Origin of the sequence: Nostoc sp. NMS4 (genome assembly GCF_017115095.1) — a bacterium.
Lineage (GTDB): Bacteria > Cyanobacteriota > Cyanobacteriia > Cyanobacteriales > Nostocaceae > Nostoc.
This window is the reverse complement of record NZ_JABXKI010000196.1, coordinates 35,550-49,736: the sequence shown is the minus strand read 5'-3', so window position 1 is coordinate 49,736 and position 14,187 is coordinate 35,550. Positions and strand designations below refer to the sequence as shown.

Sequence of the window (14,187 nt, the reverse complement as noted above, 5' to 3'; positions counted from 1 at the left end):
AACTTGGTTAATGTTACGGTTACTCGTTGGGTCAAACTGAGTTGAAATGGTGCTGGAGCCGTCGTTACCACTGCTTGAAGTCATGTACTGCATCCCCTCAACCCCGTTTACTTGCCGCTCAACCAAGGTTGATACGGTGTCTTCAACGGTTTGGGCATCTGCGCCAATATAGGTGCTGGTAGTTTGTACCTGAATCGGTGCAATTTCTGGTAAGTTGTTAATCGGCAGCAAGGGAATACAGATGCCACCGATTAGCAAGATTAAGAGGGTGCAAACTGTTGATAAAACAGGTCGCTTGATAAAGGGGTCTGCGATCGACATGATGATATATTCCTAATATCGTTTTTTTAACGCAAAGGTACGCGGAGGTTAGCGCAAAGGGACGCAGAGGTTTTTTAATAATTAGGCGCATCTTCATAGAGATAAGTACAACATTTCTTAATTCTTCGCGTCCCTCTGCGTTTACCTCTGCGCCCCTACCCTGCGGGAAGGCGAAACGCCTATGCGTTTAAACTAAGGTTGTGGTTGGACGGGTGCGCCATCTCGCAGTTTGAGAATGTTAGACACCGCTATGCGATCGCCTGGTTTAATTCCCTCTAAAATCGGATAGCGATCGTTTTGCACTTCACCCAATTTCACAGGTTTTTGATGTACGACGAATCGCGGTTTTTGTTTTGACTTGTCTTCTTCCACCACCTTTTTCTTTGACTTGTCTTCTTCCACCACATAGACAAAACTCTGTCCCCCAATGCGATTCACCACTTGAATCGGAATCAAAATCCCCGCCTGCTGGCTCCAGATAATCCGGGCGCGGACATATTGCCCATCCCGCAATTTGCCATTTGCATTAGTAAATCGAGCTTTGACTAAGATAGATTGGGCAGCTGTATTCACTTGTGGCGCAATAAAGTTAATACTGCCGATGGTTAAACGCTTACCTGTATTGGTATCCAGTAGCTCCACAGCTAATCCCCGACGCAATTGGGCAGCATTGTTAGACGGCACCAAAATTCGCATATCCAAAAGATCGTTTTTGGTAATTGTGGTCAAGTTGCCGCCAGTATTCACATAATCGCCCACTTTGACGGAGAAATCGCCAACAATCCCATCAAGCGGTGCAACCACTTGCTTCTGCTTCAGATTAACTTGACTTGAGGCAACTTGAGCCTGGGCTTGCTGCACGTTCGATAGTGCCTGATTAATACTTGCTTGTCCGGCATTTACCTGCTTTTTGGCAGCATTTAGGGTGGCGATCGCTGCATCTAAGTTATTTTTAGCAATATCCAGTTCTTGCTTTGCCTGTGCGCCTTCAGTTACCAGCACCTTGGTTCGCTGGAACTGCACTTGCTGTAATTTCACATCTGCGGCTGCTTTGACTTCATCGGCTCGTTTGGCTTCTAGCTGTGCCTGGGCGGTTGTTACAGCCGCCCGATTGGAGTTAACCACAGCAACAGCGCTGGAGATATTGGCTGTAGTCTGATCTAAACTTAGAGAGACAATTGGGGTTCCTTCGGTGACGCGATCGCCACTAGATACAAATATGCGTTCGATTCGCCCCTGAACTTGCGGCTGAAGCGAAACGCGCTCTTGGGCTTCTAATGTGCCAACAAAGTCAGAGGTCGATTGTACTTGACTTGATTCAAGAGTCTGCACCTTCACGGGCAGAGGCGGTGGTGGTGGTGGCGGGGCTTCTCGCTTGCCTAATAATTTCCAGCCCACAAAGCCCCCACCCCCAATCAGCAGAACAGCCAGTATGACCCAAAGCCATCTCTTGCGCTGTGGAGGGCGTTTAGAAGCAGTTTCCTCAGTACTAATCGGCTCGGTAGATTCTGGTGCTAAGACTGCACTAGAGCCGTTTACAGCAGTGTTTTTTAGATCAGCAGTTGGCTCGGAAGATGCAGATTTAATTGGGCGATCGGGTGACATAAGATATTTAACTCCCTTGGTATTTGTTAAATCTAGGTTTGCAGATTTGAATCTTTCTTAAACATTTTTAAAAGTGGTATAAATTCAATTACTTTTTCACCTAAAGCACTGAAGTTTTCGATGATTTTTACTAGGAATGATGTAAAAAATATTGGCAGTTTAATCTCTGCGTTTAGTAGTCATTTGCCAAATTCTTTCTAAGGTTTGAATTTGCCGCAGCCGAATTGCTATTAGTTGGTGGTGTCTTGTATGCCGTCTTCCAACCACAACTCCCATAGAGAAGGAACCTGCTACAATACAAAGACAAGCTACAAACAAAAGGTTTCCAGACAAACTATCAATCTGGTCTTGTGTGTAGGTGAGTTTGACTTGTTCGAGTTGTTGAATAACTGGAGCTACTAGTTGAGGCTGTGCTGTGAGGTCAGCTAGAGAGAACCCGTTCATATTACTATTCTTCTTTTAATAATTAGTCTTACCAAAGGCTGAAGTTTGCTTTATACACGAGCAATCTGCTTCAAAATCTCTTCAGTAAACCATCCCGTCCGGTTGACAAAGTTACGGGCTGGAGTCGGCATGAGTTCGAGATAGGTTGCTAGGCGAATTGCCTGACCTAACTGGCCTTTGATTTCGTAGCGATCGAAGATTTCTACAGCACTCTCGTGCATTCCCAATTTCATCAACGTACCCCGCAGATTAACCGTTGCAGGGGTAGGAGATTTCCCGTTAATCAGCGCCTTAATATTATGAGCGATCGCAGCTCCTTGTTGATAGGCAACCTGAGCGGTAGCAGGTTGGGGATTCAACGGTTCGATGGCACAGTCTCCCCCCGCAAACACTTCGGGAAAATCTGGCAGTTGCAGCGTCGGTTTAACTAGGAGGCGCTTATGTTTATCTCGGTTTTCAGGCGCGATCGCTAGCGAGTCAATCACTGGATGCGTTGCGTTCCCAGTTGTCCACACTACTGTCGCGGCGGCTAATCTCTCTAGCTGTCCACTGCGTTCAAATTCTACAACTCCCGGATGAATCGCTTTGACCTCAGATTCTAACAACACTCCGACAGAGACGGTTCGCTGTTGTAGCTCTAACTGTGCAGTTTCACGGAGGCGATCGCTTGTGGATTCTTTAAGAATCTCGGAACCACGCTGTAAAATTACAATCTGAATGTCCTGGGGGTTCCCGCCTAAAGGAATGTACCAAGTTGGCAGTAAATCCGCTAGCGTTGCTGCCATTTCCACCCCAGATGCGCCACCACCCACAATGGCCACTGTCAGCAAAGCACGGCGTTCCTCTATATCTTCGGTTTGAGTTGCAATCTGCAAGCGGTTTCGTAAGTGCTGTCCTAACGCAAACACATCATAGCCTGTGCGGAATGATAGCGCGTGTTCTTTTGCCCCAGGTATGCCAAGGTAGCTTGTAGTGCTGCCTAATGCCAGTACTAAATGACGGTAGGAATACTTTAAGCCAGAGTTGAGCTTTACCTGCTTTTGCTCCAGATCGATGGCTTCTACTGTACCAAGTACAAAGGTAATACCACTGTTGTGCAACAATTCATCGTAGCGGGGAGAGATTAACTCTAGCTTGACTTCGCTAGTAAGTAGTTCATACAATAGTGGCTTAAAAACAAAACTCCACGATTGGTCAATCAAAATAATCGGGCCGGAATGTAAATCTCGCAGATGGAGTGCTGCAAACAATCCGGCAAAACCACCCCCTAAAATCACAATTGGCAGAGGATCGTTTGTTTGATCAATGTGTGCTAGCGATCGCATACTTCAACCTCCCTTTTGCAGCTTTATGACCTTTTCATCGCATCGCGTAAAACGAAACAGTTTCGTTTGAGATAAAACTAAGTAAAACAAAACTGTTTCGTCTTGTCAATAGGATATGATGGAAATCAGTCAATAGTATTAGTGGATGCCGAACAAACCGGGAAAATTGAGTGATGAGCAACTTTGTTAAGAGTGCAGAACGGGAGTTATCTTCAGAAAAAACCGAAGCTATCCTGCGGGGAGCGATGCAGGAATTTATAGAGCATGGCTATGCAGGAGCCAGGATCGATAAAATTGTGGCAGCCGCAGGGGTTTCTAAAGCCACAGTTTACCGACGTTTTGCCGATAAGGAGACATTATTTACTGCCCTAATTCAACGAATGGCAGAGAAAGTAAACTTTTTTGAGCAACAAGATTTCCCCTCATCCCAAGAAGAACCCGTTGTATTCTTGAAACGTCATGCTATTAAAATGCTTAACTGTGCTGCTGATAACCCACAAGATATAGCACTTTTCCGAATCGTCATTGGTGAATCAGGTCGCTTTCCAGAACTAGGGCGCGCTTTTATCCAAAATGTTGAGAAACCAAATCTTGACTTTATAACCCAATACTTTGCAACTCATCCTAAACTTCAGATTGCCGACCCAGAAGTTGCAGCTAGAATGTTTATCGGAACGCTACTGCATATTGTGACTACGCGAAACTTACTGCATGGTGCAGATATTATACCAATAGAAGGCGATCGCTTTATCGATAGCTTGCTTTCACTGATTATTCATCCAAGTAAGAGCGTCAGATTATGACTGCGGCAAAAAATCGGAGTCGAGGGCTTGCTCTGGCGTGAAGAGAGATTTTTCTGGGAAAGTAGCGATGTCTAATCCAGTTTCAATTACAGCCAGTCGTCTAGCGGTTTGATAGCTTTCCTCAAAAACCTGATCGAAGTGAGGTTTCAAACTCGGACTTTCCAGGAGTGCCTTTTGGACTCGTCTACGGTGTTCCAATATTGTGTACTGCCAACTTTTTGAGCGTCTTTCAGTTTGAATTTGGTATTTCAGCAGATGCATCAGCAACACTTCCAGATTGCTCTCCAAAGCCCGCTTTTCACTTCTGCCCATTGTTTCAATTTCTTCAATCAGATTCTCTAAATCCAGTTCTGTGAGCCGACCTTGTTTGAGCAATTCTGCTGTGGTTTGAATCCACAGGTAAAAATCTTGCTCATACAAATCTGAACCAGATATCGTTTGAGATTGGGGCAGTTGGGCAGTCACGTCGCTTCGCTCCGAATTAAAAAATTAAAAATTCAAAATTAACAGCAAAATCTTCTAGGTCAGGGTGAGATTATGACTCCGGTAAAAAATCGGGGTTGAGGGCTTGTTCTGGAGTGAAGGGAGATTGTTCCGGGAAGATAGTTACATCCAATTCAGTTTCATCGGCAGCCAAGAGTCTAGCATCGTCATAACACAGCCCGAAAACCTGATCAAAATAGGGTTTAAGGCTAGGACTTTCTTCTAGAGCTTGTCTGATGCGCTTGCGATGCTCCCGAATAGTTGCTCGCCAACTACCAGAGCGCTTCTCGGCTTGATATTTATACTTCAATAGATGCATCAGCACCACTTCCAAATTGCTTCTGAGTGCTTTCTTTTCACTTCTGCCCATCGTTTCAATTTCTTCAATCAAATTCTCTAAATCCAGTTCTGTGAGCCGACCTTGTTTGAGCAATTCTGCGGTGGTTTGAATCCACAGGTAAAAGTCTTGCTCATACAAATCTGAACCAGATGTTGTTTGAGATTGGGGCAGTTGAGCAGTCATAAGCATTTTTTAGTTAGCGCCGACTAAACCTTATGGTAGACCATTCTCGATCGCTGTTTGGTCATTTGATTGAGTATTGCGTTAAAATAAGCGATCGCTATCCTAGTTAAATAATGCCCGGAAATTCCCGGAGGTGTGATTGACCAAGTTTATTTTGAAAATTCTCTGGTTAGACGAAAACGTTGCTCTCGCAGTCGATCAAGTTGTAGGCAAAGGCACTAGTCCCTTGACTAAGTACTTTTTTTGGCCCAGAAATGATGCCTGGGAAGAGTTAAAAAAGGAATTAGAGTCCAAACATTGGATTACTGACCTGGATCGTGTTGAGTTGCTTAACAAAGCGACAGAAGTGATTAACTACTGGCAAGAGGAAGGCAGAAACCGTCCAATGGCAGAAGCTCAGTTGAAATTTCCTGAAGTTGCCTTTACAGGTAGCGCTTGATATTACAAAATTAGCTATTGTCCTGTTCTACAAGCTGCCACAGTTTGATAGTCTTGTCTCGGCTGCCACTTGCAATTAATTGTGTAACTTGGCTCACAGCAACAGCAGATACTGAGTCTACATGACCAGAGAGAGTAACAATCTCTTCTGCTGTGCTTACCCTCCAAAGTTTAACTGTTTTATCGCAACTTGCACTTAGGAGCGTTTCGCCATCGGCAGTAAAAGCCACAGCCACCACAGACCAGGAATGGCCTACTAGTGTGCAAATTAGCTGACCAGTGTTTACCTCCCACAATTTAATGGTGTTATCATCACTACCCGTCGCCAAAATTTGACCATCGGGACTAAAAGCGACTGTCAAAACCGCCCATGCATGACCCGAAAGGGTGCTTAACAAGCTATAGCATGGGCGGTTTTGAAGTTCTCTTGGCGAACCTTCTATCTTCCACAAGCGAATTGTTCTGTCATAACTAGCGCTAGCTAAAAGCTGTCCTTGGGGACTAAATGCTACTGAATTTACCTGTAATTGGTGTCCAGTTATGGTGCTAATTTCTCTGCCAGTATTTACATCCCAAAGTTTGACTGTCTTATCCCAGCTACCACTAGCAAGAATCTGCCCATCAGGACTGAAAGCAACTGATTTTACCGCGTGTGAGTGTCCCAAGAGGGTGCAGATTTCCTTTAATGTTTCAACCTCCCATAATTTGATAGTTTTATCGTCGCTAGCAGTTGCCAAAATTTGACCATCAGGACTGAAGGCAACTGATTTTACCGCTTGGGAATGTCCTGATAAGCTAGCTAGGATTTTTTTGTTATTTAAATCCCACAAATTAATGTTTTTGTCATCACTACCACTAGCTAAAGTGTAACCGTCAGGACTGATGGCAATGGTATTCACCCTACTCAACACACCAGAATTTCCACTCAGGGTATGGAAGCATCGCCAAGGAGAATTTGGTAATTTCAAATTTTCAGTTTTACATTCTATACCCATTGCTTGCATAACTTCATCGCCTGATTGAAAGCGACGGTTAACAGCATTTTGCAGCAGCTTGTCGAGAATTTGCGCCAAGCGTAGATTCTTTGAGTCTTGTCGCCAGACATCGCTTACCTTTGTAGTCAGATATTGTTGCCAAACCCAGCAATCATTTGCAATATCAAATAAATCGAAGGGAGGAATCTGAGTAAGTAAGTAAATACAAGTGACACCCAAGCTATATAAGTCACTAGCAAAAACGGCTTTTCCCTTCGTTTGCTCTGGTGCTATATATTCTGGACTGCCAATACTGGTTTCAGATGTTAGCCGATCGATTTCAGTGACGATTTTCGCAGTGGAAAAATCGACTATAACGAAATCCCCCTTCTTGGTAATTGGGGATCTGCGGATGATATTTTGGGGTTTGATATCGCGGTGGATGATTTGGCGATCGCTAATAAACTGAAAAACTGGCAACACATCTTCTAAAAGTTGCCAAATTTGAGTTTCATTAAAAGCGCCTTCTTCTTCAACCACCTGAGCTAAATTAGTTCCTGTAATAAACTCCTGCACTAAATAAAAATGCCCGTTATGCTGAAAATAATTTAATAAGGCGGGAATTTGGGGATGCTTTCCTAATTCCTCTAACTTTTGCGCCTTTTGCTGAAAATTTTTAAATGTTTCGTCTTCCTGCGAGAATTCTTGAACAACGCAAGGAACCGGAGGAAACTCACCCTCATCTACAGCGAGGAAGGTTTTACAAAATCCCCCTTTACCAATCTGCTTGATTAAACGATAACGTTCTTGTAAAAGCAAAATTTTCCTTCCAGTTAAGGACTATCCAATAAATAAATTATCTATCTTGGGGGGGTGGGCATCCTGCACAATCGTGTAGGACGGGTGAGGACAGCCATCCCACAAGAAAATTTAGATTATTGTCTCGTTCCCAGTCTCCGACCATCCCTCTCAAGTCTGAAATTAACTCACAACTCTAGGTAGTAGCGCCAGCAGTTAAAAATAGCTACTGTAGACAAATGTGATTCAATATCCATTCTAGTTTGATTCATCACACTAATCCTTGGTGGCGCGTGCTGGGGATTTTAATGCCTGTCTGGATAGTCCAAAATTCTTTGTTTGTAATTGAGAATGACGCTTGCGGCCTCCTTACTACTGCGCTAACGTAATTCTCAATTAAAGACTGTTTCAGACTCTTATTTAAACCCAAACTGAAACAAGCCACGTATACACAAAGGTCAATTACACTCAAAAATTACGAATTACGTTAGCGTAGCGGTAGCGACTCCGCGTACCTTTTAGCGTCTCGTAGAGAGCGTCATTACGAATTACGAATTAATTAAACGTTCCTTAGCACAGCGACAGATATGAAAGCAGATCAACTCCTGAAAAACTATGCCGCAGGTGTCAGAGACTTTACTGGTGTCAACTTGAGCGAGGCCAACTTAAGGGAAGCCAATCTCAGTGGCATAATTTTAGATCGAGCAATTTTAGATGGAGCTAATCTGAGTCACGCTAATTTAGCTCACGCCAGTTTGATTGAAGCAGATTTAAATGGAGCAGATTTGAGCAATGCCAATCTCAGTGGTAGCAACTTAAGCGGAGCTATTTTGGATGGAGCAATCTTGGATGAAGCAGCAATGGAAGGAGCTAATTTGAGTCACGCTGATTTGACGGTTGCTAAATTGATTGAAACTAAATTGAATGAAGCGGATTTGCAGGAAGCAAGCTTGATAGCGGCGAATCTGGATGGAGCCGATTTAAGTGGTGCAGATTTAACCGTAGCTGACTTATCCCAGGCAAATCTCACTGAAGCAGATTTGAGCCAGACAAATTTAAGCGGAGCAAATTTGGATGGAGCCAATATAGAAGGAACTATTCTGGATGAGAATGTTTAATCTCGTTTCTATACAGAGCAGCAGCCCTGTAACGAGAGATAATGCATATTTGGTTATGTCTGTCAATGCGTAAGTACTAGGGAGCAGCCCTTTCAAGGTGACTTGAAAAATCTCTTTTTTTCTCTGTGTTCTCTGTGAATCTGCGGTTTCAAAGTAATTTATCTAACCACAGATGCGCAGAGAACACAGAGGTAAGAGATGAAAGAGAAATTTTTTGAACAAAATTTTTACCCACCTTGAAAGGGCTAGTACCGCAAGGCGGAATTAAAAATTAAAAATTAAAAATTAAAAATGAATACAGCGTAAGCGTTTCATAGATTTGAAATAGGTGGTTTACTTCCGGCGTGCTGTACTAGTACTAGGGAGAATATCGCACTGTCCCCTCTTAATCTCCCTCCTACAGGCGCTACACTTTACACACAAGTCTTTTGGAGTTGCAATGGCTTTGTTTTGACTGACAATGCGATTGTTTTGACTGACAATGGCATTGTTTCGGCTGACAATGGCATTGTTTCGGATGACAATGCAATTAAGATGAGAATTTGTAATGTTGCATAAGAGTCTATAACTTGTGTGTACACACGATCTGCTTGTCAGAAAAAGTCACGTGGATATATTTTTTATACACAAGGATATTACTGTGAAAAAGTTTGCTACAAGTATTGTTATTTAAGATTGTCATAATTAAAACAACTGACTCTCAACTATCAATGGTGAACTCTACCCTCGTTGTCACACTCTATGTCAACCCTATGACAGGGAATGATACCAATACTGGTTCACGGTTGAATCCGTTTAAAAGCCTCACCCGTGCTTTAAAAGTAATTAAAATCCCGACGATAATTCATCTGGAGTCGGGAAATTACAGCGCTGCTAATGGTGAGGTGTTTCCACTGATTGTCCCTGGAGGGACGACAGTGCTGGGTAATGAAGCTAACAAAGGTGCAGGGATTGTAATTTTTGGGAGTGGCGAGTTTCAAAGTCCCAGTTTTGGTATACAAAATATAACGCTGCTTTTGGTAGATAATGCCAGTCTTTTAGGTGTAACTGTCACCAATCCTTCAGCCAAAGGTACTGGTATCTGGATTGAATCGGCTGCACCTACTCTAAGTAACAATACTCTGAGCAACTGTGGGCGGGAAGGTGTGTTTACCACTGGGACTGCTAAACCCGCAATTTTAGATAATATATTTGTGCAAAATACTGCTAGCGGGTTAGTGATGGCAGGTCATAGCCAGGGAGAAGTACTGCGGAATGTATTTCAAAGAAACCCTTTAGGGATAGCAATTAGTGACTTTGCCGCTCCGACGATCGCTAATAATAAATTATCAGAAAATCGCACAGCGATCGCACTTTCTCGCAACGCCCAACCTGTACTGCGTCAAAATCTCATTGCGAAAAATACCCAAGGTGGTTTATTAGTCAATGGCAATGCAGTTCCCGATTTAGGTAATATCCAAGATTCTGCTGATAATATTTTTCGCGATCATGGTGAATTTGATTTACATAATGCTACTACACAAAAACTAGTTTCCGTAGGTAATCAATTAAATCCGGCTCTAGTCAAGGGCTGGGTCGAATTAATTCCCAGCAATCGAGTTGCGGTTAACACCAGTGACTCTGCCGCTCTGACAGAATCCCCATCTCTGGAACTAGATGGACATTGGGCAAAATCATTTATTCAGGCATTAGCGAGGATGGATTTAACTCATGCTTTTGCCGATGGTAGCTACCAGCCAGATAAACTTATGACTCGCGCCCAGTATGCAGCTTTGGTGGCGATCGCATTTAATCCATTTCCGAAAATCTCGACACCTGATTTTACGGATGTACCCAAGGATTTTTGGGCTTATAGCGCTATCCAAATCGCGGCTAGCGGTGGCTTCGTTGGCGGATTTAGCGATCGCACTTTCCGCCCCGATCAAAGTGTGCAACGCCTACAGGTGATTGTCTCTCTAGTAAACGGACTGGGATTACCAGCTGTTGATAGCGATGTTTTAGAAGTATATAGCGATCGTCATACCATTCCCGACTCTGCCCGAAAAGCCGTTGCTACTGCTACACAACGGGGAATAGTTGTCAACTATCCAGATCCAAAAGTACTTGCATCTTCACGTCCGGCAACACGCGCCGAAGTTGCAGCGATGGTTTATCAGGCATTAGTTGCCATTGGGCGAACATCTGCGATTAAATCAGCCTATGTAGGGTTGCATTCTAGAAGTTGACAAGTAGAATAAGGAACACTGCCTATCGGCTTGGTAACTCATGGAAAAAAAAACTATGTAGTTAAAAGCACGTTAGGCTAATATGCGGTGGGTGACAAATCTTAGACCTATTGCCTAAAACTAATAGCCCCATGTTAACAACACTTCCAGATACTTCTGCAAACTTGGCGATCGCCTTATTAATTAACTATAGTTTCGATCTCAATGGGTATAGTGCCAATGAGCTAGTTGAGCGTTGGCAAACGCAGTACCCACTAAATTGGCTACACCTGGCAGTGATTGAGGCACTATATCAAGGTCGTTATAAAGCGGTTTCCGTGCAGCAAATTTTAATATTTTGGCAGCGCCGGGATCAGGCTACATATCATTTCAACATGGAATTTGAACGGATGGTTTGTAGCAAATTTCCTCAAAGCTTAACCTCATTGGCTGCACCAGCCCTACCGCCAGCCAAGAAAAACTCTACTGTCGAGAAAGTGACGAGTCCTCAATTACCGCCAGCTAAGACTCACAACAGCTATCAATACGGCAATACTGCAACTCTTCAACTAAAAAGTTATGAACCAAAGACATCTTTAAGTGAAGAAGAGGGGAAGCAGGAAGATAGAGACAAAAAAACCGTCTTGAAGTCTCCGCTTTCTGGGAAATTTGCCTCTTCAGCAACCCTTGAGCGTTCATCTGCTATCAGCCAAAGACAAACTGCACCAGAAAGTCCAGCGCCAAACCATCGTCAACGACAACCGAAACTACTCCCACCTGCTGCTATTCATGCCCCAATCGGGCAATTTACTCCCGAAAAAAGCGATCGCTCTGATTCTTTTACATCTAAACTCAAAGCTATGTCTGGGGAGCAAGGGAGCAGGGGAGCAGGGGGAGAATAACAAATGACAAATGACAAATGACATTTCATTCTGCAACCAACTGTTTAAAGCGCTCATCATCAGCAATATCATCAAAATCTAGGTCAGTTGCTGCGTCTTCTTTATACCTGGGATTAAGTTCAATTGCTTGTTGTAGAGTTAATAGAGATCGGTCAATTTGTCTTTGCAGTGCGTAACAGGCTGCTTTGTTGTAATAGGCACTGGCATAATCTGGTTTAATTTCTAAGGCTTTGTTAAAACTAGCGATCGCTTCATCATCGCGCCCCAATATTACCAAAGTATAACCGCGTTTATCCCAGATTTTGGGAGAATTGGGTTGGAATTCTAAGGCTTTATCAAAGGATATGATTGCCTCTTCGTATTGTTCTAATGCTACTAGAGAAAGACCGCAGTTTAACCAGGCAATGGCATCGTCAGGTTTGATTTGTGTAGCTTTTTCAAATGAGGCAAAGGCTTGTTGATGCTGTTCTAAGTTACCCAAAGCAACGCCGCGATCGCACCAAGCTTGATGATAATCTGGTTGAATCGCAATCGCCTTATCATAAGACGCGATCGCATCTTTGTAGCGTTTCAATCTTGCCAGAGTTAGACCACGTTTTAACCAAGTTACAGGTTGATCGGGTTGGATTTTAACGGCTTGGTTGTAAGCTGCGATCGCATCTTCATAGCGCCTTTGAGAAAACAGATCGTCTCCCTGTTTTACATACTCATCAGCACTGATTTTTGGTTGTTCTGGCTGTTCCTGTATTTCTTCCTCAACTTCAAAATTCACCACCTCTAAAATCGATTCCGGCGTAATTTCAGTTAGTTCTTGAAGAATCAGATCCTTTCTTTCTTGGGCATCCAATTGTAACTCAGAGAGTTGAGAGACAAACTCCGTTTCTAATCTTTCTAACTTCTCTAAAATTAGAATCTTTTGTTGTTGAGCATTCCATTGCAATTCTGAAAATTGCGAACTAAACTCCGAACCAGATTTTTCTAAATTCTCAATGATTAACTCTTTGCATTTTTGAGCATCGAGTTGCAATTCCGATAATTGCAATTTAAATTCTGACTGCAATGCTGCTAAACTAGTAATAATTTTACTTTTTTGCTCTTGAGCATCGAGTTGCAATTCCGATAATTGAGATTTGAATTCTCGGTCAAATACGCCTAAATTATCAACTACAATCTCTTTTTGCGTTTGAGCATCAACCTGTAATTCGGATAATTTTTCTACAAATTCTGATTGTAATTTTGTTAAACTTTCAAAAATTATATCTTTTTGTTGTTGAGTATCAACCTGTAATTCCGAAAGTTGAGATGTGAACTCAGATTTTGATATTTCTAAATCAGCAACAGCTAGTTCTTGCTGTTGTTGCACACCTAACTTTAACTTAGATAATTCATCTGCGATCGCAGATGCTAATTTTCCTAAATTCTCCAGTGCTATATCTTTTTGTTGTTGAGCATCAAACTCTAACTTAGATAACCCCGAAGCAAATTTTGACTCTAAATTTTCTATATTTTCTTGAGATTTTTTTAGTTCAGCTTCTAATCTACTTAATACCTGCGCTTTAGCTAAATCTATATCTGATATCAGAATAGATACATTTTCTTGTTCATTTTTAATTTTTTGTTGTAAAGCAGTCGTTTCCTGTTCTAATTCATAATTTATTTTTTTCGCATCTTGAATAACATTTTCAGCTTCTTGTTTAACGGTGGTTAGCTGATTTTGTAATTTTTCCATTCCCTCTACTTGTTGCATTGCCCTGTCAACAATTTCTCGGATTATCACCCGTCGCAGCAACCATAATAAAGCAATGACTGCGATTGGAAAGAGACTTAATATAACTAGCCAAACATCAAGTAAAATAGTTGTACGACTAAAAGTACTCTTAAAATCAGACTGGACTTGCTGTTGAATTCGCTTTTCCGATCGCAGTCGTGCTAATTCTTCCCGTTCTGGACTCGATAACACCGGAGTCGGAGTTAGTGCTGGATTGGGTGATGGTGCAGATTGTCCACTGGCAATTCCAACGGATAACAGTAAGGGTAAAAATACAATAGTGCTTTTTAGAATTAAAGCGAAAACAGCTTGATTTTTGCTCTGCATAACAACGATCTCAGTCTGTTGGTCAGTTTTTGAAGCGACGCGCCTCTCTCCAATCTATAACAGAATTAAGTGGTTAAATGTTGTAGAAGCAGTGTAAAATTCTGAACAATCCTTAACTAATCCGTTTCCTCGTCCTTATAGCATTTCTTTGTCA

General features: G+C 42.6%; 13 protein-coding genes. 5 read left to right on the top strand and 8 right to left on the bottom strand.

Annotated elements, in window-relative coordinates; genetic code table 11:
- The 4 genes from HWQ37_RS16710 to HWQ37_RS16695 form a co-directional block, all read right to left on the bottom strand.
- The coding region (locus tag HWQ37_RS16710) for an efflux RND transporter permease subunit (protein WP_292748791.1) at nt 1-321 on the bottom strand (321 nt) is incomplete at its 3' end.
- A 192-nt stretch (nt 322-513) separates the two neighbouring features.
- Entirely contained in the window at nt 514-1,926 is a 1,413-nt protein-coding gene (locus tag HWQ37_RS16705) for an efflux RND transporter periplasmic adaptor subunit (RefSeq protein ID WP_292748788.1), read from the bottom strand.
- A 159-nt stretch (nt 1,927-2,085) separates the two neighbouring features.
- On the bottom strand, nt 2,086-2,370 hold the full coding sequence (locus HWQ37_RS16700) for a hypothetical protein (RefSeq protein WP_292748786.1): 285 nt from the start codon (nt 2,368-2,370) through the stop codon (nt 2,086-2,088).
- A gap of 50 nt (nt 2,371-2,420) precedes the next feature.
- Complete coding sequence (locus HWQ37_RS16695) at nt 2,421-3,695, bottom strand: NAD(P)/FAD-dependent oxidoreductase (RefSeq protein WP_292748784.1); 1,275 nt, start codon at nt 3,693-3,695, stop codon at nt 2,421-2,423.
- A 173-nt stretch (nt 3,696-3,868) separates the two neighbouring features.
- Between HWQ37_RS16695 and HWQ37_RS16690 the strand changes: the two genes are divergently transcribed.
- Nucleotides 3,869-4,498, top strand: coding sequence for a TetR/AcrR family transcriptional regulator (locus tag HWQ37_RS16690; RefSeq protein ID WP_292748782.1), 630 nt, complete (start codon nt 3,869-3,871; stop codon nt 4,496-4,498).
- Here the strand turns inward: HWQ37_RS16690 and HWQ37_RS16685 are convergent.
- Together HWQ37_RS16685 and HWQ37_RS16680 are read right to left on the bottom strand one after the other, a co-directional pair.
- Entirely contained in the window at nt 4,493-4,963 is a 471-nt protein-coding gene (locus HWQ37_RS16685; protein ID WP_292748780.1) for a DUF29 domain-containing protein, read from the bottom strand. The two genes, HWQ37_RS16690 and HWQ37_RS16685, sit on opposite strands and share 6 nt — an antisense overlap.
- Nucleotides 4,964-5,033: 70 nt before the next feature.
- On the bottom strand, nt 5,034-5,504 hold the full coding sequence (locus HWQ37_RS16680) for a DUF29 domain-containing protein (RefSeq protein ID WP_292748778.1): 471 nt from the start codon (nt 5,502-5,504) through the stop codon (nt 5,034-5,036).
- Between the two features lie 139 nt (nt 5,505-5,643).
- Between HWQ37_RS16680 and HWQ37_RS16675 the strand changes: the two genes are divergently transcribed.
- Nucleotides 5,644-5,943, top strand: a complete 300-nt coding sequence (locus HWQ37_RS16675) for a 30S ribosomal protein PSRP-3 (RefSeq protein WP_094333099.1) — start codon at nt 5,644-5,646, stop codon at nt 5,941-5,943.
- Between the two features lie 10 nt (nt 5,944-5,953).
- Here the strand turns inward: HWQ37_RS16675 and HWQ37_RS16670 are convergent, their stop codons facing one another.
- Nucleotides 5,954-7,735: a serine/threonine-protein kinase gene (locus tag HWQ37_RS16670; protein WP_292748774.1), complete on the bottom strand. Its 1,782-nt coding sequence runs from the start codon at nt 7,733-7,735 to the stop codon at nt 5,954-5,956.
- 566 nt (nt 7,736-8,301) lie between these two features.
- Here HWQ37_RS16670 and HWQ37_RS16665 point away from each other — a divergent pair.
- The 3 genes from HWQ37_RS16665 to HWQ37_RS16655 all read left to right on the top strand — a co-directional run bounded on the left by HWQ37_RS16665 (nt 8,302) and on the right by HWQ37_RS16655 (nt 11,938).
- Nucleotides 8,302-8,832 carry a pentapeptide repeat-containing protein gene (locus HWQ37_RS16665; protein ID WP_292748771.1) on the top strand — a complete coding sequence of 177 codons (531 nt, stop codon included), beginning with the start codon at nt 8,302-8,304 and terminating at the stop codon, nt 8,830-8,832.
- 710 nt (nt 8,833-9,542) lie between these two features.
- A complete protein-coding gene (locus HWQ37_RS16660) occupies nt 9,543-11,057 on the top strand; it encodes a DUF1565 domain-containing protein (protein WP_292748768.1) in 1,515 nt (504 codons plus the stop codon).
- Between the two features lie 131 nt (nt 11,058-11,188).
- Nucleotides 11,189-11,938, top strand: a complete 750-nt coding sequence (locus HWQ37_RS16655; protein ID WP_292748766.1) for a hypothetical protein — start codon at nt 11,189-11,191, stop codon at nt 11,936-11,938.
- Between the two features lie 25 nt (nt 11,939-11,963).
- On the opposite strand, the gene HWQ37_RS16650 is transcribed toward HWQ37_RS16655, so the two are convergent.
- A complete protein-coding gene (locus tag HWQ37_RS16650) occupies nt 11,964-14,033 on the bottom strand; it encodes a tetratricopeptide repeat protein (RefSeq protein WP_292748763.1) in 2,070 nt (689 codons plus the stop codon).
- Nucleotides 14,034-14,187 lie beyond the last annotated feature (154 nt).

Coding starts and splice junctions, on each gene's coding strand:
- HWQ37_RS16665 (WP_292748771.1), top strand. CDS start 8,302: ATGAAAGCAGATCAACTCCTGAAAAACTATGCCGCAGGTGTCAGAGAC.
- HWQ37_RS16660 (WP_292748768.1), top strand. CDS start 9,543: ATGGTGAACTCTACCCTCGTTGTCACACTCTATGTCAACCCTATGACA.
- HWQ37_RS16700 (WP_292748786.1), bottom strand. CDS start 2,370: ATGAACGGGTTCTCTCTAGCTGACCTCACAGCACAGCCTCAACTAGTA.
- HWQ37_RS16690 (WP_292748782.1), top strand. CDS start 3,869: ATGAGCAACTTTGTTAAGAGTGCAGAACGGGAGTTATCTTCAGAAAAA.
- HWQ37_RS16655 (WP_292748766.1), top strand. CDS start 11,189: ATGTTAACAACACTTCCAGATACTTCTGCAAACTTGGCGATCGCCTTA.
- HWQ37_RS16680 (WP_292748778.1), bottom strand. CDS start 5,504: ATGACTGCTCAACTGCCCCAATCTCAAACAACATCTGGTTCAGATTTG.
- HWQ37_RS16695 (WP_292748784.1), bottom strand. CDS start 3,695: ATGCGATCGCTAGCACACATTGATCAAACAAACGATCCTCTGCCAATT.
- HWQ37_RS16705 (WP_292748788.1), bottom strand. CDS start 1,926: ATGTCACCCGATCGCCCAATTAAATCTGCATCTTCCGAGCCAACTGCT.
- HWQ37_RS16650 (WP_292748763.1), bottom strand. CDS start 14,033: ATGCAGAGCAAAAATCAAGCTGTTTTCGCTTTAATTCTAAAAAGCACT.